Source organism: Longimonas sp. (assembly GCF_040409695.1).
Taxonomy (GTDB): domain Bacteria; phylum Bacteroidota; class Rhodothermia; order Rhodothermales; family Salinibacteraceae; genus Longimonas.
In genome coordinates, this window is record NZ_JARWGJ010000106.1 from 1 (window position 1) to 21,159 (window position 21,159).

A 21,159-nucleotide genomic window follows, 5' to 3' on the forward strand; every position below is an offset into this window, starting at 1 on the left:
CAGAGAGCGCAGCACCGTTCGCCTCCAGCCGCCGCTGTACCGTGCCCGCCAGCGAGGCAATGGGCGCGACGGAGTTCATGATCTCGTGCGTGAGGACGCGGGTGAGTTGCTGCCATGCCTCCATCTCTTTCTCCTCCAGCTCGTTTCGCAGGTCGTGCAAGGAGGCGATGGCATGAGCCGTGCCCTGCAACTGGAAGCGGCTTACGGAAACGGCGACCTGCAAGGGCGGCTGGTCAGACAACTCGATCTCAATCATCTGCTGCTCTCCCGAGTCGAGGGTATGGAGCGCATCTACCAGGCCTGAACTGATCTCGCGGAGCGTCTCTACTTTGCGCACCAGTCCGGTGCCCAGCAGGCGCCGCGCCGCCCGGTTGAGCACATCGATGCGGCCATCGGCGCGGTAGGCGATGAGCGCGACATCCACATGACGCACCACGCGCTTCAGGTACTGCACCTGCTTTTCTTTTTCAGCACGGATGCTCCGAAACGCATCGGTGACGTCCTCGAATGCGTCGCGGAGATCGTCGAAGAGCGGGCCGCGCCCCTCGCTGATGTATCCTTGCGAGAAGTCGGCGTAGCGTACGGATTCGAGAAACCGCGTGAGGTCACGCGTGATCTTCTCGTGGTACTGCACCAGCCATGCGCTCTGCACGACCAGCGCGAGCCCAAGCACCACGGCAGCCCCGATCCATCCGGGTCCGAGCGCCAGATACACACCGCCCAGGGCGGTCGCAACAAGCGCTGCAACGCGCAAAGCAATCTGGATGCGGTAGCGTCTGTGCATGTTTTTAGGGATGGAGGGTTGGAGGGGTGGGGCCACCCGGAACGGGGAACTTTGACGTTCGTTGTGCTAAACACAACGCATCTTATAATTTACGTGCGTGCTCTTCTGAACGTGCTTCACAATGATCAAAAGTTTTGGTTCAAAAACGACGCAAAGGATCTGGCAACGGACGTACACCAAAAAGGTACCGGACGATATTCAGGAGAGAGGACGAAAGAAGTTGATTTTGATCGATGCCGCCGAAAGCTTGAACGACCTTCGCGTTCCCCCGGGCAATCGGCTTGAGAAACTGCGAGGCGACCGTGAGAGGCAACATTCTATTCGTATCAACAACCAGTGGCGTATTTGCTTTGTCTGGGATGACGGGGATGCGTACGCTGTCGAAATTGTAGACTATCACTGATTTGTCCTTGAACGCAACGCACGTGCACGCTATGGATATGGCCGACCATAAAAAAATCCCACCCACGCATCCCGGTACGCTCTTGAAAGAGGAGTTCATGGATCCGTTGGATATTTCGCAAAGTGCACTGGCCCGTGGGCTCGGTGTTGACAAGCGTCGTGTGCATGAAATTGTACATGGGCGACGGTCCATTACAGCAGACACCGCTGCACGCCTTGCCACATTTTTCGCGACGTCCGTTGGATTCTGGTTGAACATGCAGGCCCGGTATGAGACCGACCTGGCCGAAGACCGCCTTGAACGGGTCCGTGAAGAGGTCACACCGTATCGCGTGGAATAAGTAAACCTCATCATCCATGGAAAGATGGTAGAGAAGGCGCTCACAACCCGTATTTCTCGATGCGCCGGTACAATGCTTTACGGGAGATGCCAAGTTCCTGCGCGGCCCGGCTGATGTTGCCACCGTGTTTGCTTAGCGCTTTGCGCACCGCTGCCTGTTCGATCGCGTCGAGGTTCAAGGTGTCCGCGGAGAGATCATCGTTGGGCGCTTTCATCGGAGCGGAGAACGTCAGGTCATCGGGGGTGAGGCGGTCGCCCTCGCTCATGATCACGGCGCGCTCGATCGTGTGACGCAGCTCGCGTACGTTTCCAGGCCAGTGGTAGGCGCGGAGTTTCTGCTCGGTATCCGGGTGGATAGCCATTACATGCGCATCGTACTTCGACGCGAAGGTCGCTCGAAAGTGCTCGGCCAGCACCAAGATGTCTGCGCCACGATCACGCAGCGGCGGACATTCGATCTCGACCGTGTTGATGCGGTAGAGCAGATCCTGCCGGAAGTCGCCCGCATCCACCATCTCGTACACCGGCTGATTCGTGGCGGACAGCAGCCGAATGTCGATGGGCCGTGGTGTGGTGTCGCCGACACGCGTCACCTCGCGACGCTGCAACACAGTCAGGAGTTTGGCCTGCAGGGGCGGCGGGATGTTGCCGATTTCGTCGAGGAAGAGCGTGCCGCCATGCGCCGCCTCAAAGCGCCCGGCCCGGTCGGCCTCGGCCCCGGTGAAGGCCCCTTTCACGTGTCCGAACAGCTCGCTCTCAAAGAGCGACTCGCTGAGGGCGCCCAGGTCGGCGGTGACAAACGGTGCGTTGGCACGATCCGACCGGCGGTGCAAGGCGCGGGCCACCAGTTCTTTGCCCGTGCCGTTCTCGCCGCGAATCAGCACGCTGGCGTCGGTGCCCGCCACCTTTTCGATAGTACGAAAGACCTGCTGCATTGGGGCGCTCTGCCCGATGATGTTGTCAAAGCGCTGTTCGGGCAGTGCCGTTCCGGAGTTGGGACCGGGACTGTCATCCGCATCCGAGGCGTTCGCATCCGCCCGGGTACGTCGTAGCTTGATCGCCGCGCGCACTGAGGCCACCAGGTCGGCGTCGTTCCACGGCTTCACGATAAAGTCCGCCGCCCCCATTTTCATCGAGCGGACGGCCTTTTCGACATCGCCGTAGGCTGTGATCATGATGACGGCAGCCTCGGGGTCGATCTGCTGGATGCGGTCGAGCCAGGTAAAGCCCTCGCGCCCGCTGGAGGCGTCCTGGCGGAAGTTCATGTCGAGTAGCACCACATCGTACGTGTTGTCGCGCAGCAACGCCGGTAGCGCCGACGGATCGCAGGCGGTGTGCACAGTGCCCACATGGTCTTTCAGCAGCAGGCGCAGCGCGGTAAGCACATCGCGCTTGTCGTCGACGGCGAGGAGGGTGCTGTCGGTCACGGGGCAGGAAAGCAAGTAGGTGCAGAAGGATGCGCGGGCGCATGGTGTTAGGGTACACATCATACGCACCAAAAGCATTCCGAGGATTCGCGTGGGCCCCTCGCGGGCGTGCGGGGCGATGGGGGCGCAGCAGATGTGCGGGTTCGCACAGCGGACTGTGCGGAATCGCACGGTGCATTCGGGAGAAACGGGGATTTGCACGGCAGAATGGGGGTGGCGGGCTATGGTACATCCATTGCAATGCTGTTGACCGGTGGTGTTTACCGCCTACCTTCGTATCCCCCTAAACCTGTAATGCGGCTCGTTCATGGCCACTGATGCATCGTCTTCCTCCACCACGGCAAACGGATCGGATGGAGCCTCGCCGTTTGCGCCGCAGAGCCGGGGCGAGGGGGTGGATCGCAAGATCGAAAAGCGCTGGATCACGCCGCGCCGTGTGGCGTGGGTGCTCGGTTTGCTGGCGCTCGTTGGACTGATGGGATACGCGGCGTGGACGGCCTGGACCGATGGGCAGACGCTGTCTGTAGATCGCGACCGCCTCACGATTGCTACCGTTGAAGAGGCGCCATTTCAAGAGTTTATCAGCATCACAGCGAATGTGGTGCCGGAGCGTACAGTGTATATCGATGCGATGGAGGGCGGACGCGTGGAGGAGATTTACGTGGAGGAGGGGGCTGAGGTGGAGGAGGGCGATCCGCTGCTTCGGCTGTCGAACAACGATTTGCGCTTGCGACTGCTAAACAGCGAGGCCCAGCTGGGGGAGCAGCAGAGCCGGATGGAGGAACTCCGCTTTCAGATGGAGCAGAACCGCCTCAGCCTCCGTCAGCAGATTGCCCAGATGGACTTTGAGATTGGCCGGCTCGAACGAGAGCACGCGCGCAATGAACGCCTGCATGAGCGCGACCTGATTGCTGAACAGGAGTTTATGGATACGAAAGAGGAGCTGGCCTACCAACAGCGTCGCCGCGAATTGACGCGGGATGCGTTTGTGCAGGATTCGCTGGCGCAGCGCACGCGCATCGAGCAGATGGAGCAGTCGGTGGCCAGCATCCGGCAGAACTTTGAGGTGCTGCAGGAGGCGCTTTCGAACCTGACGATACGCGCGCCGATCAGCGGACAGCTTACGGCACTGGATGCGGATGTGGGGGCGATTCAGTCCGCCGGTACGCGCTTCGGACAGGTGGATGCCACGGACGGCTTCCGACTACGGGCACAGATCGACGAGTTTTACATCGCGCGGGTGGTGCCCGGCCAGACGGCTACGGCCCACGGACTTTCCGGGGGATCGCATGAGCTGGAGGTGGCGCGGGTGTATCCTGAGGTGCGCGACGGACGCTTTGAGATTGACCTGGCGTTTGGCGACGATCCGCCCGAGCAGTTGCGGCGCGGGCAATCGGTGCGCGTGCAGCTGGAGCTGGGGCAGTCCGAAGAAGCCACGCTGCTGGCCCGGGGCGGCTTCTACCAGGATACGGGCGGACGCTGGGCCTATGTGCTTACCGATGACGATACCGCCGTGCGACAGCCCATCCAGCTCGGACGCCAGAATCCGAACCATTTTGAAGTGCTCGACGGTCTCGAACCCGGCGACCGCGTCATTACCTCCGGGTATGGCACATTTGGGGAGGCGGACCGGCTGGTGCTGCGATAGCCTATCGTTTATTGTTGGTTGTTTGTGGTTGATCGCAGACGCTGTTTTTACTCAAACCGTCCAATTGAATTGAGATATGCATTTAAGCGAGGAGCGAGTTCTGCAACGAGGGGGCAGAGAGAATCGACCTGTTCCTGTGGGATTAGTGCGCAGGGGTAATGTCATGTACTCATCAGAAATACTCCGCAACATCTATAGGTCACCGAGGCAGGCCGTGATCGTCGTAGCCGATGATTTCGTCGGGCGAGCGTGGATCCTGCACCGGGAGACGCGCGACACGCTTCTGAATATGCCGCACGTTCTCGAACAGGTCTGCTCCACGCGTTTGTTTTTGCTCGCGCTGCAGTCGTTCGCGCAACGACTGCACGACGGCCTCTGTCACGGTCTCTCCCGTGAGCGAAGCCAGCTCCCGCGCCAGTTTATCGGCCTCTTTGTTTTTGATGCTGAGTGCCATGACTGAAAGATACAATGTGATATGCAATGACTAATTCTGTCATAGCTACGAATCCGGGCCGTTTCTGGTTGCCTTGCTTCACGCAACGAAAATCTTCACCACACACGCTCTGGTTTTTCTGCTAATCACTGCCCTCTGTGTCCATAAATGCTTTTCAACTACCTGAAAGTCGCCTGGCGGACGCTGTGGCGTCAGAAAACAGCGTCTATCATCAACATCACGGGACTGGCCGTCGGCATGGCGTGTTGCCTGTGGCTGCTGCTCGTGGTGCAGCATGAGTGGGCGTACGACCGATTCCATGACGATGTCGACCAGATCGTGCGCATCAATCAGGAAACCGTGCGGGGCGATGGCTCCATCGAGCAGAGCGCACTGGTGCCACCGCCGCTCGGCCCCGTGGTCGAGACGACTGTGCCTGAAGTGGCTTCAGTCGTTCGGTTGATGCGCAGATCGATGGAGTTCACCCATGAAACCCGCACCGAAGAGCAGCACGTGCTCTTTGCCGATCCTGCTTTCTTCGACGTATTTACCGCGCCAACCATCGCCGGTGACCCAAGGGCTGCCCTCCAAGCGCCCGACCGTCTGGTGCTTACCGAATCCGAAGCCGAGCGGCTGTTTGGGGATTCCGAGGCGCTGGGGCAGACGCTTACGATGGGATTCGAACAGGGGACTCGCGAGATGACGGTCGACGCCGTCGTGGAAGATCCGCCTGCTACGACAAGTGTACCGTTTGTCATGCTGGTTTCTATGGAGCAGGTGCAACTCACTATGCCCGAGGGCTTTGCCGACCAACTCATGGAGTCGTGGCAAATGGGAATAACACATTCATTTGCCCGGTTGGAAGCAGGCCACGATGCCGAGTCGTTAACCGAACCGCTTCGTCGAATTGTGGAAGATCACGTTGAGGACACGGAATCGCGCACGCTGTGGGCTCAGCCGCTCACGGAGGTGCGTCACTCGCCAGACATTTCGGGCAGTCTGGCCTCCACGAATGATCCCCAGATCATGTATATCTTGGGCGCGATTGCTATTCTCATTTTGCTGATCGCAGCCATCAACTTTGTCACCCTTACCCTTGGCCAGTCCGCGCGTCGATCCCGCGAGGTGGGCGTGCGCAAAGCCCTTGGTGCCACGCACATGCAGCTCGGACAGCAGTTCTGGTGGGAGGCCGTGTTGATCTGTCTGCTGGCCCTTGTGGTGGGACTCGGAGCCGCATATCTGTTTCGGCCCATGGTGGCCCACCTTATCGACATCCCAATCGAGTTTAGTATAGACGAGTATCCGCTCTTTTGGGTTGGTGTGCTCGCCCTCGTATTGGGAGTGGGACTACTGGCTGGCGGATACCCCGCCTGGAGGCTCGCTCGAATGGACGCTGCCGATGTACTCCGGGGAACGCATCAGGTGCGCACACGCAGTGCCTTTTCACGCGGGCTGATTGTTGGGCAGTTTGCCGTATCGGTCGGATTCGTAGCCTGTGCTTTTATCATGTCGCAGCAGCTACAGCACATGATGAACGCCGATCTGGGCTATACCGATGCACCGCTCGTAACCATGCCGGTAGAGACTGACCTTGGCGCCCCCCGCTTTGATGCCTTTCGAACGGAAGCCGAGCGTCACCCGGCGATTGGCTCCGTAGCAGGGTCGTGGGTAACCTTTGGCACACCGGGCAATCGGGTCGAGCTTGAACGTCGTGATGACAATGTCATCTCCGGTTACTACAACCAGGTGACCCCAAACTATGCCACCGTGCTTGAACTGGATGTCGTGGAAGGCCAGTCGTTTCACGAAGATGGGGCGTCGCGCGGCCTGCTGGTGAATGAACGGCTCGTTCGTGAGTTGGGCCTTGAGTCTCCCGTCGGAGAAACCCTGACAGTGCATGATGCCAATCCGATGACGGCCCCCCTTGGCGAAATGCCGATTCTTGGGGTGGTGGCTGACTTTCACGTCACGGGATTGGATGAAGAGATCCCCCCACTGATCCTCATCCCACACGAAGAGATTCCGTTCGGCCTTCGGAACTATACTGCCCAGTTGTATCCCGACGAGACACAAGGAGGACTTGCCGCCCTGAGCGCAGTATGGACCGATATTTTCCCCGACCAGCCACTTGATTATACATTTCTTCAGGACCGGGTCGCCGAACAGTACGAAACGGAGGCGCGGTGGAGCACCCTAATTGGATATGCGGCCCTGCTTGTGCTTCTGATCGCTTGCTTCGGGGTTTTTGGCATTGCCGCACTGGAAGTCGCCAAGCGCCGACCGGAGATTGGCATTCGCAAAGTGCTCGGTGCTTCAGCCCCCTCGCTCGTGGCGCACCTCTCGAAAGACATTGTGCTGCTTGTCGCACTGGGTGCGCTGCTGGCTATCCCATTGGCCTACATAGCCATGAGTCGCTGGCTGGAGCACTTCGCCTACCGCATCGACCTGGCCTGGTGGATGTTCGTGGGGGCTGGTGTCGTGGCGCTGCTCGTGGCGCTTGCCACTGCTTCATACCACACGCTCCGCGCCGCCTGGATGGATCCGACACAGGCGATCCGGCAGGAATAACACTTTGCTTCCCTGTAACGCACTAACACGCAATGACCTATAAAAACGCTCTAAACCCATGATCCAAACCGAAAACCTGCAGAAAGCCTACCGTACCGACGAAGTTGAAACCATTGCACTTGCAGGCGTGGATTTGTCCATCGACCACGGCGAGTTCGTTTCCGTGATGGGCCCCTCGGGCTGTGGAAAGTCTACGCTGCTCAACCTGCTGGGCCTGCTCGACACCCCCACCGACGGCACCTATCAATTTGACGGGGAGGATGTGACCGGTCTTTCCGAGCGCAACCGTGCCCGGCGCCGCAAAGGCGCCATTGGCTTTGTCTTTCAGAGCTTCAACCTGATCGACGAGCTGACGGTCTACGAAAACGTGGAGCTGCCCCTCCTCTACCTGAACACGCCCTCGGGGGAGCGGCACGACCTGGTGGAGCAGGCGCTCGACCGCGTGCAGATTGCGCACCGGCGCGATCACTTCCCGCAGCAGCTCTCGGGCGGACAGCAGCAGCGCGTGGCTGTGGCCCGAGCCGTGGTGGCGCGGCCGCGCCTCATCCTGGCCGACGAGCCCACCGGCAACCTCGACTCCACCAACGGCGCGCAGATCATGGACCTGCTGGCCGAACTCCACGAGGCCGGCACCACCATCGTGATGGTCACCCACTCTCCCGCTGATGCTGAGTACAGCAACCGCACCATCCACCTGTTTGATGGCAAGGTCGTCTCCGAGCACTTCATCGAGCAAGCGTACGCAGCGATTCCAAGCAATTAATGGCAATTAATAATGGGTAATGAGCAATTCCCGGAGTGGTTCGTCGAAACGACGGAATGTGGTGCAGGAGAAATCCTACGCCTTTGCCGTCCGCGTCGTACGGATGTATCAGCACCTTTCCTCAGAAAAGAAGGAGTTCGTCCTCTCGAAGCAGGTGCTCCGGAGCGGGACCTCTGTCGGGGCCAATGTGGAGGAAGTAATTGGTGGTCTCTCGAAAAAGGACTTCGCGGCGCGCATGGGGATCGCCTACAAAGAAGCGCGTGAGACCAGCTACTGGCTTCGTCTGCTCAACGATAGCGGATATATCGACGATGCCGCATTTGCCTCGATCCACGACGACTGCGAGGAACTGCTCAAACTGCTCTACACCATCGTCAAGAGCGCCAAACGTAATAACTGAGCCCACTATTCCTCATTCCTAATTACACATTCCCCATAGACCTCCCATGCTCCGTAACTACCTCAAAGTCGCCCTGCGCAACCTGTGGCGGCACCGGCAATTTTCGCTGATTAACGTATTGAGCCTGACGGTGAGTCTGGCCGTCTGCCTGCTGTTGGTGCTCTTCCTTTTCGATCAGTGGCAATACGACCGCCATCATGCGCAGGCCGACCGGCTCTACCGTGTGGTGTCGCATTCCGGCACGAGCGAGTTTGCCTCGTCGCCCGCGCGCCTCGGCTCCACCCTGCAGGAGCAATATCCCGGCGTGGAGGCCATGACCCGGCTCGATCAATCAGCCGGGTACGCCGTGTTCGAGGAGGGCAGCGTGTCGTTTGGGGGCTTCTACGCCGAGTCCGATTTTTTCGATCTGTTCGATTGGCCGCTGTTGCGAGGCCGGGCCGCGGCGCTCGATGAACCCGGTCAGGTGCTGGTGTCCGAAGCGTGGGCCGAGCGGGCCTGGGGCCATACCGACGTGGTGGGCGAAGCGGTCGAACTCGACGGCATCGGCACGTTCACCGTGGCCGGAATCGTGGGCGAGACGCCCGGGCGGTCGCATCTTTCGTTCGACATGCTGCTCTCCTTTGCGACGCAAGAAGCGGAACGCGCCGCGTACCTCGACGATTGGCAGCGCACGTTCTGGTCGTACCACAACTATCTGCTGCTTGCACCGGAGGCATCGCCTGATCAGTTCGACGATGCCCTAAGCACACTACGGGCCGAGCACTTCCCCGATGCAGCCGAACGCGGCGACACCCGCTACAGCTTCCGCCTGCAGGCAGTTACCGACATCGCACTCGGCCCTTACCTCAACAACGACGTTGCACGCGGGGTGGTGCCGGCTCTGGTGGCCTACTTTCTTGGCGGATTGGCCCTGCTCATCCTGATTGCCACGGCCTTTACCTTCACGAACCTGTCGCTCGCCCGGGCCTTCGAGCGAACCCGCGAGGTGGGCGTGCGCAAGACCATTGGTGCACAACGTTGGCAGGTAGCCATGCAGTTTGTCGTGGAGGCTATCGTGTTATGCTTCGTGGCCCTGGGGGGCGCGCTGCTGGTGCTGCCCGTTCTCGTCTCCTTTTTCAACAGCATGTATCTGACCGGTATTGCCGGGGTTAGCATAACGTTTGCCCCGCTGCAAGAACCGCTTGTGCTCCTTCCCATGATCGCCACGGCCCTTGTTCTGGGGATCGTCGCCGGCGCCTATCCTGCGTGGGCCCTCTCCACGCCCGCACCGATCGACGTGTTCTCCGGACGCGCCACCGGGCCGCGATCCGCTCCCGTGAGTCGTTCGCGCCTGCGTCGCACGCTCCTGAGTGTGCAGCTCGTTCTCTCGTTCGTCCTCATCGTGTCTACCCTACTTCTCTACCGGCAAGCCAGCTACATGATGGAGGGCGACTATGGGTTCGACCGCGACCACCTCGTACAGGTCGAGCTCCACGACGCACCGCTGCAGGTGCTTCGACAGGAAATCCAGCAGCTCCCCGGGGTAGAACGCGTATCGGGTATCTCAACGCTGCCCGTCGTTGGACCGCGTTACTACCACTCCTTCAACCGGCCCGGCCACGACGAACGGCCCACCTTTTACCGGTTTTCGGGGGATGCGGACGTACTTGCCACCCTGGGTGTGGATCTCGTAGCCGGACGTACGCTGTCGACCACCGAGGGCTCAGACGAGGTCGTGATCAACGAAACGGGAGCCCGGGCGCTGGGCTTCGACACCCCCGCCGACGCGATCGGGGCGCTGACAACGCGGACAGAAGAGGTGACGTATGAGATCGTCGGGGTCATGCGCGATTTTCATCACGAGGTGTTCTTTGATCCGATCGACCCTGCCGCGCTCACCTCCGATGCCTCGCGTATGAGCTACGCGCTCATCCGTGCCGATCCCGATCGGCACGAGGCTATTCTCTCGCGTATCGAAGCCCTCTGGCCCACCCTCGACCCAGTGAATGAGCGGGAGGCGTCGACCTACAACGCTGCGCTGGACCAGGTGCTCGCGGTCGATGGTCCGATCACCTTGATTGGCCTGACGGCGCTATTTGCGCTATTCATTGCCGGACTCGGGCTCTTCGGGATGGCGGCTTATGCCACGCAGGCGCGCACCAAGGAAATCGGTATTCGCAAGGTGATGGGGGCCTCGGTGCCGCACCTGACGGGGGTGCTCTCAAAAGAGTTTGCGTGGGTCGCGGGCGCGTCGGTAGCGCTCGCCATCCCTCTTGCGTGGCTGCTGAACCGGTGGTGGCTCGGCTTCATCGCACGTCGCATCGACATGGGCGTGGGGGTCTTCCTGATCGGGCTGGCGGCGATCTTCGTCGTGCTGCTATGCACGGTCGGGCTACACAGCTATCGCATTGCCACCCGCGACCCGGTGCAGGCGCTGCGATATGAGTAGCGGCCTCAGGTGAAGACAGAAAGCACCGCGGATGCTTACCGCTGCTCCCGCCACATTTCGCGCTCCTCGTTACGGAGTTCGCGATACCGCTCCACCTGCTCCTCGGTCAGGACGGCTTCGATGGCCTCATCGGTGGCTTCCTGCTGGTTGCGGATTTGTCGTAGCAACCGCAGTCGCTGTAGGGGTCGTAGACGATCATCTGAGCGAAAGGGGCCGAGGAGTTCGCTCATCGTTTCGGTGTGCTCCTTAATGATGGGCTGTAGGGTAGCTCGCTGATCGGGTGTCAGATCAAGTTCGTTTGTGAGCTGCGTTACCCGCAGATTGGCTATCAGATCTAAGTTCTCGGCTCGTTGGTCGCCTCTGCGGGCCGATGGACGCTCAATGTCCTCCCCGTCTAATACCCGTGCCAAAAACTCGGCATCGCTCCAGGAAGGATCGGCCCGACCAAACCGGACGACCACCATGTCGCGAGAGGGAATGACGTACAGACGCTGATTGAAGAGCCCCGCAGCCATCAGAATATCGCTGGGGCCATCGGCGTAGAGAAAGCCCCCCGAACCGTCACCGTCTGGGGAAACGGGCGCATCATCAAGAAACGCATCATCGGACGAAAGCGGCGCGTTCACCCAGAACGTGAGTCCGTAGCCTGGCGCCGCGTCAGGCGTCTGCAGCAACGCATCTTGCAAGCCGGAGGGGAGCACCTGCGTGCCATTCCAGGACCCATCCTGTAGAATTAGTTGCCCAAAGCGGAGCCAATCGTCGGCTGTCAGGAAGGCGCCCCCGGCCAACTGCGGATCGCCGTCTACGCGGTTCCATCGGTCGAACGACGCCCCGATCGGATCGAGAATACGGCGCTGCAGGTAGTCGGTCGGTCCTTCGTCGTTGAGGGCCTGCGTCAGGACACCTCCAAACGCTTGAAAGGCCCCCGGACCGTACCGAAAACTCTCGCCGGGTGCGTGGACGAGATCGCGCGCCAGTGCTTCTTCAAAACTCGAAGCCTCGCCTGGGGAGCCAGGGTCCAGTCCGGATGTCAAGGTGAGCAGTTGATACAGCGTGATGGAGGCTTTCGCTTCATCGTTGGCCCATTCAGGGATGACATCGGACACAGGCGCGTCGATGTCCAGCAGCCCATCTGCGGCAGCGGCCCAGGCCATCACGCCGGAAAATGATTTGGTACCGCTGGCGAGAAAGTGAGCGTTATCGAGGTCAAAGCCATTCTGCCCCTCAGCATGCTTGACGTCGCCCGCCTCGTAGATCACAATCGCATCGCCGGCTTTCTCTGCCGAGTACGAGGCGGCCAATTCATAGCGGTCGTCATCGGGCGTAGGATCGTTGGAGGGTGGATCATCCTCCATAGCTGATCCGGGTGCATTGCATGCCGTAAGCAATGCCAAAACGAGGACGGCAAGGGACAGAGCATGGGTATTCATCGCAACTGGCTGTCTGAGGGCAGTTTCGCGAAGCAGGTTTGATTTGAGCATCTATATGTAAAGCCGCGTAGATCGAAGAGTAGGTAACCGGGGCGGCTGAAGCGTTGAGCATAACGGGCATTAGGCACGCCGCCCAAATAGTAGAAAGAGCGCGGGCAGCACGATCATGTTGAGCGCGGGGGCCGTCAGGAGGCCACCCAGCACCACGATAGCCAGAGGCGCCTGGATCTCATTGCCAGGCTGTCCGCCGCTAAGTGCCAGTGGAAGGAGGGCCAGTCCCGCCGTCAGGGCGGTCATCAAGATAGGACTTAACCGGCGCATGGAGCCCTCGACGATGGCGGCGCGCAGGGACTGCCCCGCCTGCCTCATAGATAACGAGCGCATCGCCCGCTTTCTCGGCTGCGTACGAGCTCGGCGTCGGGTGCGGGATCATCGGAGGGCGGATCGTCCTCCATGGGTGAACCGGGGGCGTTGCATCCCATAAGGAATACAAAGATGAGAAGGGCAATGGGCAGAGCACGGATCGTCATGGCAGCATATGGAATTGTCACAGCGTCACGGAGCAGATTCCATATGTTTGTATTCCCTGTGGGTACCTGTAAGACCGTGCACGCACGGATGCAAGTATCAAGATCTTTTAATGGCCGGAGTGATAGGCATTACGACGGGCCAGGGAACCTCGGGTTTTAACGCCAATCTGGGCGCTGCATGGTACCAACAGATCAGTTATGTAAAGACGTGCAGGATGTGAGAGCCTGGCTCCAGAGCGTCAGGGGACTGTGCGCATCCATACGTAATGTTCAGGAGGTGACCGCCACAGTGGACAGAGCGTAGCCGTATTTCTGCAGTTCTACAGAGGCAACCTGTTCGGCGGCAACTATTTCTTCTTCAGCACGCATCCGGTACTTTCCAATCGAACTGGTCCGTGCGGCGTTGAGGCGCTTGTCGAATGCTGCTGTAGGTGTAGCTCCAAAGTGGGCCAGTACCCGGTGGCCATACTTAACAGGATCGTGCATAAAGTCTTCGTACTTCAGCACCAGAACCTGCCCGTTTGTTTTCTGTCCATCGGTTCCGAAAGCCTCGCGGCACCGCCCTACCATCGCCTTCCACATCCAGATGGCCCTAACGTACGGCATGGCTTCGATAAACTCCAAATCATGTCCCTTCTCTACCCACCATGGTACATAGCGCTCATCGAACGGGCGGCCCAACCGCATCTCAGAACCACGAAGGTGCGTGAGTCGCTCGTCGGAAAGCACATCGTAACTCTGGACGAGCGAGTTTGCACAGTCACGCCCATCACGCACGATGTGGACGATAGGGGCGTCGGGAAAGGCATCACGCACGAATTGAGGGGCAAAACTTAAAAACGGTTCCTTGTAGATCATCCGTTCGGGGAGCACGCGTTGCCCTTTTGAAGCACGCACGAGATTGGATATACCGGAAGGCGCTCGAAGCCACTTCTGAACAGCTGCCGCACGCGAATAGTAGCGCCCCGAATGCAAGTAGGCGTCAAGAGCGCGCTCAAATCCAACGGCAAGTGCATCATACACGTCCGATTCAAGATCCTGGTTGACTACGTGGGGGATCGCTACAGGAAGAAGCGTTCCGCTGAGAGCCTCCAGCGTAGGAATCGAATTCAGAACACTCATGAGATAGGTCGTTCCCGACCGGGGACATCCTAAAACGATGCCGTATGGTACACTCATAGCTATTGCGTCAAATCGCGTTTATTAGTGTTATGCATTGCATGGGTGCGTTAGGGCCACCTGACTATGTTTTCTCTACATTATACACACAATTTCTACGTGTGTGTATCTCCTGTGGCCAAGGTGATTGGTAAGGTTTGGATTACATGCCACCCCCTATGAACCTGCTTGAGTTTTGGTTTGTAAGCGAGAGCGAAAGCCGCTCGCAGCGCCCCGAGCGTAGCGAGGAAGTACTCTTGGAATGCCCAAAGTAAGAAATCAAAGCAGGTTCATAGCCCATTTCAAGTCAGTCCAGAGATATCACGCGGTCGACAGATGCGGATTGACCATAATGGACAATGGACACGATATGTGGATGCACTCAGAGATATGCTTTCAACGCGGGTCCAGAGAACATACGGATCTTTGCGTGCCCTGGAGAGAAGGGAATTGTGATCATTTCCGCCCTCCAACAAGCAGAAACAGGGCAGGAAGCACCACCATGTTCAGGGCTGTGGCGGTAAGCAGGCCCCCGAGCACGACCATGGCCAGGGGCGCCTGGATCTCATTGCCAGGCTGTCCGCCGCTAAGTGCCAGTGGAAGGAGGGCAAGCCCCGCCGTGAGCGCGGTCATCAAGATAGGACTCAACCGGCGCATGGAGCCCTCGACGATGGCGGCGCGCAGGGACTCGCCGGCCTGCAGGTTGTCGAGGTAGCGATCCACCAGCAGGATGCCATTCCGGATGGCGATGCCGAAGAGCGTGATGAAGCCCACCAGTGCGGCAATGGTTAGCGGCTCTCCCAATAGCCACAGGATAGCCACGCCGCCGGTGAGGGCCAGCGGCAGGTTTGCGAGAATAAGGACAGCGCCGCGCGTACTTCCCAGCGCCTGGATGAGCACCATCAGTACCACGAGCAGGGCGAGAATCGTGAGGGCTGTGATCGTCTGTGCGGCTTGTTGTGCCTGGGCGTACTGCCCGCCGACCTGCACGAAATAGCCGTCCGGCAGGTCGATCTCCGCATCCACCTGCTGCTGCATGTCCTGCACCACACTCCCCACATCGCGGCCCGCCGCATTGGCGGATACCGTGAGCACGCGGCGTGCATTTTCGCGGCTTACGGCGTTCGGGCCGGCTTCGCGGCGTACGTCGGCCAGGTCGTACATGGGCACGCCGGGGCCGTTAGGCGTATCCACCCGCAGCGATCGAATAGCCGCCTCACTGCCGCGCTGGTCTTCGTGGAGACGCACCGTGAGGTCGTAGCGCGCCTCGCCCTCCAGCACCTCCGACACCGCGGCTCCTCGCAGCCCGACGTCGATGTAGTCGGCCAGGTGGCCGGGCGTGACGCCGTAGCGCGCCATCGCCGGTCGGTTGGCGTCGATGTGCAACTGCGGCACGTGCGTTTGCTGCGCCACGTTGACGTCCACCGCGCCCTCAACATCGGCGATCGCAGCCTCGACCGACTCGCCCAGCGTGCGAAGCTGAAGCAGGTCAGGACCGAAGACCTTGATTGCAATGGCGGCCTCGGTTCCCGCCAACATGTGGTCGATGCGGTGCCCAATGGGCTGCCCAAGCGATACATTCGCCCCGACCGATAACTCGTCAAGAGTGGCCCGGACATCGGCCATGACCTCGCTGACGGTGTGGGTAGACAGGTCAAGCTGCACATCGATCTCGCTGGAATGTGCACCCTGGATGTGCTCATCCATCGCCGCACGCCCGGTGCGCCGCGAGGTGGAGGTAACGGCGGGATATGCGAGCATTTCGGATTCCACGCGCCGCCCAATCTCATCCGACACATCCAGTCCGGTTCCGGGAGGAGCCGCCACCGTTACGACAAGCGTTTCCTCCTGAAAATCGGGCAGGAAGCCGCGCCCCAGAAAGGGCATTGCCACGAGCGTAGCCACCACCAATACGCTGGCCCCGATCGCTACCGCTCGACGATGCCGGAGCGAGGCGTCCAGCAGGGGCTTGTATCCCGCTTTCAACCGCCGGATCAGCCATGGATCCTCTGCCTGCTGTACGGTCGGTGCGTTGGGCAGGAGGTAGTAGCAGAGCACGGGCGTAACCGTAATTGCCACGAGCAGCGACGCAATAATCGCGACGATGTAGGCGAACCCGAGCGGACGCAGCAGCCGCCCTTCGATGCCGGTAAGAAAGAACAGCGGCACGAAGATGACGACGATAGCCACCGTGGTAATCACGATCGGACGTCGCACCTCCATCGACGACTCGAAGACGACATTCCAGATTGAGTCCTGTTCGTCCGGTGGCAGCGCGGCGTTCTCCTTCAGCCGCTGGAAGGCATTCTCGACATCGATAATCGCATCATCCACCAGAGCCCCGATGGCAATTGCCAGTCCGCCAAGAGTCATCGTGTTGATGGTGATGCCGAAGCTGTACATCGCCAGGAAGGTGAACGCAAGCGCAAGAGGGAGTGCCACGAGCGAGATGCCGGTGGTGCGTACGTTCCACAGAAACAGAAACAGGATGAGAACGACGAGCAGTGCCCCGTACTGAAGCGCCGTGATCACATTGTTCACCGCGAGCGTGATGAAGTCAGCCTGCCGAAAGAGGTCGCGCTCGATCGTCATGCCGTCTGGAAGATCCGCCTGGATGCGGTCGAGTTCGGCATCGACGGCGTCGGTGAGCGCGAGCGTATTTACGCCGGGCTGTTTTTGGATGGAGAAAAGGACAGCCGACTCGGCGTTGACCGATCCGGTACCGAGCCGCGGTTTCGCTCCAATCTCGACCGCAGCAACATCGCGCAGGCGGGTGGGCGCGACTTCGCTTCGGCTGCGTACCACGGTTTCGCCGATGGATTCCAGATCGTACGCGCGCCCGAGTCCACGAATCTGCACCTCCTCGCCATCTTCCTGATAGATGCCCCCGGAGGTGTTGTGATTGGCCCCAGCGGTAGCCGCCATCACATCGCTAAGCGTAACCCCCGCGGCCTGCATGGCATTGAGGTCGGGCTGCACCTGGTACTCCTTGACGGCCCCGCCGTGCGTCACGACCTGGGCAACGCCTTCAAGCGCAAGCAGACGCGGACGGATGTCCCAGTCTGCCACGGAGCGCAGAGCGGTATCGTCGTGCTCGGTACTTGTAAGGCCTACGATCAGGATCTCACCCATGATGGAGGCCACCGGAGCAAGTGCGGGCGCATCGATGCCGTCTGGCAGATCCCCTTGCACTTGCTGCAAGCGCTCGTTCACAATTTGCCGCGCGCGAAACACGTCGGTGCCCCAGTCAAACTCGACGTAGACGACCGATATGCCCTGCATTGAGTTGGAGCGAATGCGGCGGACATCGGTAGCGCCGTGTACACTCGTTTCAATGGGGCGGGTGACGAGCGTTTCGACCTCTTCGGTGGCCATGTCGCGCGTCTCCGTAAGGACCGTTACGGTGGGGGCTGACAGATCTGGAAACACATCCACGGGCATGGTTACAGCAGCGTAGATGCCTGCAATGAGCAGAAGGCCCGCCGTAAGGAGCGAGACCACGCGGTTGTTCAGACACCAACGAACGATAGCGCGTAGCATAAGAAGGCAGGATCGTGAAAAAGACGATGTCGTCAGGCGAGGTCAGGCAGACGGGGCACATCTCGATCAATGATGGTGATGATGACCGCCGGCCTCGGTGTCCACTGAAGCAAGGTAGACTTGGTACGCCCCATGCGTCACCACGGCCTCTCCGGGCTCGACTCCGGCTTCAACGATCGTGTGCCCCCCATCGCTCGGGCCGGTCTGGATGATGCGGCGCTCGAAGGCATCCTCGTGGACCCGGACGTAGGCGACGGGAATGCCATCTTCGGTACGGATCGCGGTAGACGGGATGGTCACGCCGCGGGTGGCTCCAGCGACGGGGAGACGTGCTTCGGCGAGCATCCCGATTTTGAGGCGCTCGTCGCTGTTATCTACCCGGAATACCACTGGCAACGTCCGCTCGTCCGGGTCGATAGCCGAGCCTACAGATACAATTTGGTCCGTTGCAAAGGATTCCTCATATCCCTCAACGGTGAAAGTGGCCTGCTGCCCCTCATTGCGGATCTGTGCGGCAGCGGACGCCGGTACATGAACACGCAGCCACACGCGTTCGGTGTTGGCGACCGTGAAGAGCTGATCGCCGGTAGCCACGTGGGTGCCCGGCGTAAGCGTACGCTGCTGCACCCATCCGTCCAGTGGCGCACGCAGCGTCAAATCATAGCCTTCGTCTTCCGGATCGCCACCCATGGATTCGAGCGACGCCTCGGCCACATCCAGATCATGACGCGCTTCAATAAGTCGGCGTTCGGGAATGGCATCATCGGCGTACAGCCGTTCGGCTCGTTCGACCTCTCGCTGCAACCGCTCCACCCGCGCCTTGAGAGCGGCGTACGACCCATCATCGGTAGGGGCAACCACCGCGAGTATATCGCCCTCGCGCACCCAGTCGCCTGGAACAGGTGCATCCATATTACGATCGGCCCGGATCAGCCCGGTCGCAGGCGCTGCTACCACCGCGTACTGCCCGGCTACCGGCTCAATGGTGCCACTCGCAGCGACCGTAGCCGACACCTCACCCGTGCGCGCTGTGTCGACGACCAGCCCAACGGCTTCCTGATCGGCTACTGAAAGGTGGATGTCGGACTCGTGGTCATGCTCGTCGTGGGTATGGTCGTCATGATCGTGCGAATGCTCCTCGTTCGAATGATCGTTGTCGGAATGCTCGTGGCCATTGTGTGCGTGCGTTTCTTCGTGGTCGTTGTGGTCGTGGTCATGATCAGATCCACAGCCTACAACGAGGGCCAGACCGATAAAACAGGCGAAAAGCGTACGTAGGGCAAACATGGCAAGCTGGAGGTAGCAGCAGAGTGGTCAATAAGAGGAATTACGGGGTCTCCCCCATGGCGCGAAGCAGGTCGAGATAGCGCATCCATTGGTCGGTCTTCAGGTCGATAGCCATTGACCGGGATTCGGCGTACGTCTCTGCTGCATCAAGCAGATCCGACAGCTCCATCTCGCCTTCGTCATACTGCGCCTGGGCCTGGGACAGCAGCGCGTCGGGCGAGGCGCCTGTGGTGGCGAGGCGCGTGCGGCGTTCGGTCACGGAGGTGTAGGCCGCGTGGGCCGTGCGGACCTCATCCTCAATCTCGCGTCGCAGGAGGCGGTGAGTGGTTTCTGCAGCCTCCACCCGTGCCTGCTCGGCGCGTATCTGCGGTCTATTCCGGTCGAACGCTGGGATGGGAATCTCCGCTCCAAAAAACATCCCCTCAAATCCATCGGATTGCCGTTTGTATCCGCCCATGAGGGTGGGACTGGGGATGCGTGCCTGTTGCGCTACGCGTTGTGCCGCCTCTGCCGTGGCCCGCTCTGCGTTGATGCGCCTGAGCGCCGGGCGTTGCTCTTTCGCCAGCGCCTGGGCTTTGTGCAGCACGGGGAGATCAGCTTCGAGATCAGGCAGCTCGGCGGGAGCCAATTCGGCCCCGTTGGTGTCGGCCTGGATGAGGCGGTTCAGCGTGCGGCGGGTGTCGTCTGCCTCAAGTTCGGCCTCCGCGTGTTGGTTGATGATGCGTGCGTACGCCACCCGAAACCGCTCAATGTCGTAGCCCGACACTTCGCCTTCGGCATACTGCCGCTGATAGGTGGAGTCCGCCCGTTCGAATAGGTGGAGGGTTGTTTCTATGGACGTCAGGTGCGCCTCAGCAGCGGCTGCTGCGATGTAGGCCTGCGCCGCCTCCTGCACAAGCCGCAGGCTATCAACCTGCGCGCCCGCCTGTGCAGCCGCATGCGTCTGGGTGGCCACCTCGCGCTCCGTGCTTCGATGCCCAGGCCACTCAATCGGCTGATGGATCACCGCGTACGCCTCCCACGCGCGGTCGCTACCGCGGAAGAGCGGCTCATGCGACACCTCCAGCTCTGGATTCGGAAAGGCAAGGTCTTGCGCTCCCCGGGCCGACTGCTCCATTGCCTGGGCGCGGCTTCGCTGCAGCTCCAGACTGTGCTGCTGAAACCGAAGCAACGCTTCGTCGAGCGTGAGGCGCTCGGGATCATCGGGAAATGTCGTGGTACTTGCAGATGGGCTTGCCAGCGGGGTCGCTGACGCGCTCAGCGGCGGTAGGACCGTACTAGCGACAACGACCGCTCCGAGCACCATCAGCACTACGCGCCAGTGCGTGTACACGATCATGTGTACTAAAGTACATATTACTACATATCAATATTATGGTAGTACTTGGATAAATTGCCAATGATGTGCATCGTTGCCACACGGCGATATGTATTGTGTGAAGAGGTCATGTGGAGGGACGGATACCGGGGCGACTGATTATTTCTCACCGATACGCCACCACATACGACAGCACGGTGTAGAAGAGCGGGTAGTGGAAAGAGCGATGACTCATTTCGCTCAAACGTAACGAAAATCTAACGACCTGAAATATTCTTGCTTTTTTATCAGAGGGGGGGGTATGCTTCACGTGTAGTACACATCAACCCATCCTAATATCAACGTAGCAATGATGTATTCACCACTTGCACGATGCGGCACGCTCCTCGTAATCGCATTTTGTCGTTAATGCTGGCCGGGTTTTCGCTTACTCCTGCGGAAGATGTTGAAGGGCTAACATCTGAATTGAATCCTCTCATAGAACCAGCGATGTCTTTTACACCCGTTCACCTGTTGTTCTACACTGGAAGGCTTGACTCCGACCCCGAGCTTCCCAGCACGTACTCGACGGATTATAACACATCAAACAGAAACTGCAAAACAGAGAAGTTGTCCGATTTTGGTCTGGTGGGAGCCACGTGTTGGGCGTATTGCATGAATTCAGGACTTCCAGGTCCCGTCTGTTCCGCATCAAGTAGTAATC

16 protein-coding genes and 1 pseudogene are annotated in these 21,159 nt (G+C 59.9%); 7 read left to right on the forward strand and 10 right to left on the reverse strand.

Translation table 11 applies throughout. The annotated features are described in order from the left end of the window. A pseudogene (locus PPP56_RS06760) lies at positions 1–784 on the reverse strand (hypothetical protein); the annotation flags it as partial. Between the two features lie 121 nt (positions 785–905). Here PPP56_RS06760 and PPP56_RS06765 point away from each other — a divergent pair. Both PPP56_RS06765 and PPP56_RS06770 read left to right on the forward strand, forming a co-directional pair. Beyond that, a complete protein-coding gene (locus tag PPP56_RS06765; protein ID WP_353563277.1) occupies positions 906–1,187 on the forward strand; it encodes a type II toxin-antitoxin system RelE/ParE family toxin in 282 nt (93 codons plus the stop codon). A gap of 37 nt (positions 1,188–1,224) precedes the next feature. Beyond that, positions 1,225–1,527, forward strand: coding sequence for a HigA family addiction module antitoxin (locus tag PPP56_RS06770; RefSeq protein ID WP_353563278.1), 303 nt, complete (start codon positions 1,225–1,227; stop codon positions 1,525–1,527). A 40-nt stretch (positions 1,528–1,567) separates the two neighbouring features. Here the strand turns inward: PPP56_RS06770 and PPP56_RS06775 are convergent, their stop codons facing one another. Beyond that, positions 1,568–2,953: a sigma-54-dependent transcriptional regulator gene (locus PPP56_RS06775; RefSeq protein WP_353563279.1), complete on the reverse strand. Its 1,386-nt coding sequence runs from the start codon at positions 2,951–2,953 to the stop codon at positions 1,568–1,570. 307 nt (positions 2,954–3,260) lie between these two features. On the opposite strand from PPP56_RS06775, the gene PPP56_RS06780 reads away from it, so the two are divergent. Next, positions 3,261–4,601: an efflux RND transporter periplasmic adaptor subunit gene (locus PPP56_RS06780; RefSeq protein WP_353563280.1), complete on the forward strand. Its 1,341-nt coding sequence runs from the start codon at positions 3,261–3,263 to the stop codon at positions 4,599–4,601. 199 nt (positions 4,602–4,800) lie between these two features. On the opposite strand, the gene PPP56_RS06785 is transcribed toward PPP56_RS06780, so the two are convergent. Then, a complete protein-coding gene (locus PPP56_RS06785; protein ID WP_353563281.1) occupies positions 4,801–5,055 on the reverse strand; it encodes a type II toxin-antitoxin system VapB family antitoxin in 255 nt (84 codons plus the stop codon). 147 nt (positions 5,056–5,202) lie between these two features. Here PPP56_RS06785 and PPP56_RS06790 point away from each other — a divergent pair, with 147 nt between their 5' ends. The 4 genes from PPP56_RS06790 to PPP56_RS06805 are packed head-to-tail and all read left to right on the forward strand — an operon-like array spanning position 5,203 to position 11,193. Next, positions 5,203–7,602, forward strand: coding sequence for an FtsX-like permease family protein (locus PPP56_RS06790; RefSeq protein WP_353563282.1), 2,400 nt, complete (start codon positions 5,203–5,205; stop codon positions 7,600–7,602). Between the two features lie 58 nt (positions 7,603–7,660). Continuing rightward, the gene (locus PPP56_RS06795; protein WP_353563283.1) at positions 7,661–8,365 is read left to right on the forward strand and encodes an ABC transporter ATP-binding protein; all 705 of its coding nucleotides are present in this window, start codon (positions 7,661–7,663) and stop codon (positions 8,363–8,365) included. Positions 8,366–8,384: 19 nt separating this feature from the next. Then, a complete protein-coding gene (locus PPP56_RS06800; RefSeq protein WP_353563284.1) occupies positions 8,385–8,765 on the forward strand; it encodes a four helix bundle protein in 381 nt (126 codons plus the stop codon). 46 nt (positions 8,766–8,811) lie between these two features. After that, positions 8,812–11,193: an ABC transporter permease gene (locus PPP56_RS06805; protein WP_353563285.1), complete on the forward strand. Its 2,382-nt coding sequence runs from the start codon at positions 8,812–8,814 to the stop codon at positions 11,191–11,193. Between the two features lie 35 nt (positions 11,194–11,228). Here the strand turns inward: PPP56_RS06805 and PPP56_RS06810 are convergent, their stop codons facing one another. The 7 genes from PPP56_RS06810 to PPP56_RS06840 all read right to left on the reverse strand — a co-directional run bounded on the left by PPP56_RS06810 (position 11,229) and on the right by PPP56_RS06840 (position 20,477). Continuing rightward, positions 11,229–12,548 carry a serine hydrolase gene (locus PPP56_RS06810; RefSeq protein WP_353563286.1) on the reverse strand — a complete coding sequence of 440 codons (1,320 nt, stop codon included), beginning with the start codon at positions 12,546–12,548 and terminating at the stop codon, positions 11,229–11,231. Positions 12,549–12,743: 195 nt separating this feature from the next. After that, positions 12,744–13,007: an efflux RND transporter permease subunit gene (locus PPP56_RS06815; RefSeq protein ID WP_353563287.1), complete on the reverse strand. Its 264-nt coding sequence runs from the start codon at positions 13,005–13,007 to the stop codon at positions 12,744–12,746. After that, on the reverse strand, positions 12,989–13,153 hold the full coding sequence (locus tag PPP56_RS06820; protein ID WP_353563288.1) for a hypothetical protein: 165 nt from the start codon (positions 13,151–13,153) through the stop codon (positions 12,989–12,991). The genes PPP56_RS06815 and PPP56_RS06820 overlap by 19 nt, the downstream gene beginning before the upstream one ends. 270 nt (positions 13,154–13,423) lie before the next feature. Next, positions 13,424–14,332, reverse strand: coding sequence for a sulfotransferase family protein (locus tag PPP56_RS06825; protein WP_353563289.1), 909 nt, complete (start codon positions 14,330–14,332; stop codon positions 13,424–13,426). A gap of 435 nt (positions 14,333–14,767) precedes the next feature. Beyond that, on the reverse strand, positions 14,768–17,851 hold the full coding sequence (locus PPP56_RS06830; RefSeq protein ID WP_353563290.1) for an efflux RND transporter permease subunit: 3,084 nt from the start codon (positions 17,849–17,851) through the stop codon (positions 14,768–14,770). A 66-nt stretch (positions 17,852–17,917) separates the two neighbouring features. Next, positions 17,918–19,138, reverse strand: coding sequence for an efflux RND transporter periplasmic adaptor subunit (locus tag PPP56_RS06835; RefSeq protein WP_353563291.1), 1,221 nt, complete (start codon positions 19,136–19,138; stop codon positions 17,918–17,920). 40 nt (positions 19,139–19,178) lie between these two features. Next, entirely contained in the window at positions 19,179–20,477 is a 1,299-nt protein-coding gene (locus tag PPP56_RS06840) for a TolC family protein (RefSeq protein WP_353563292.1), read from the reverse strand. Positions 20,478–21,159: the final 682 nt, after the last annotated feature.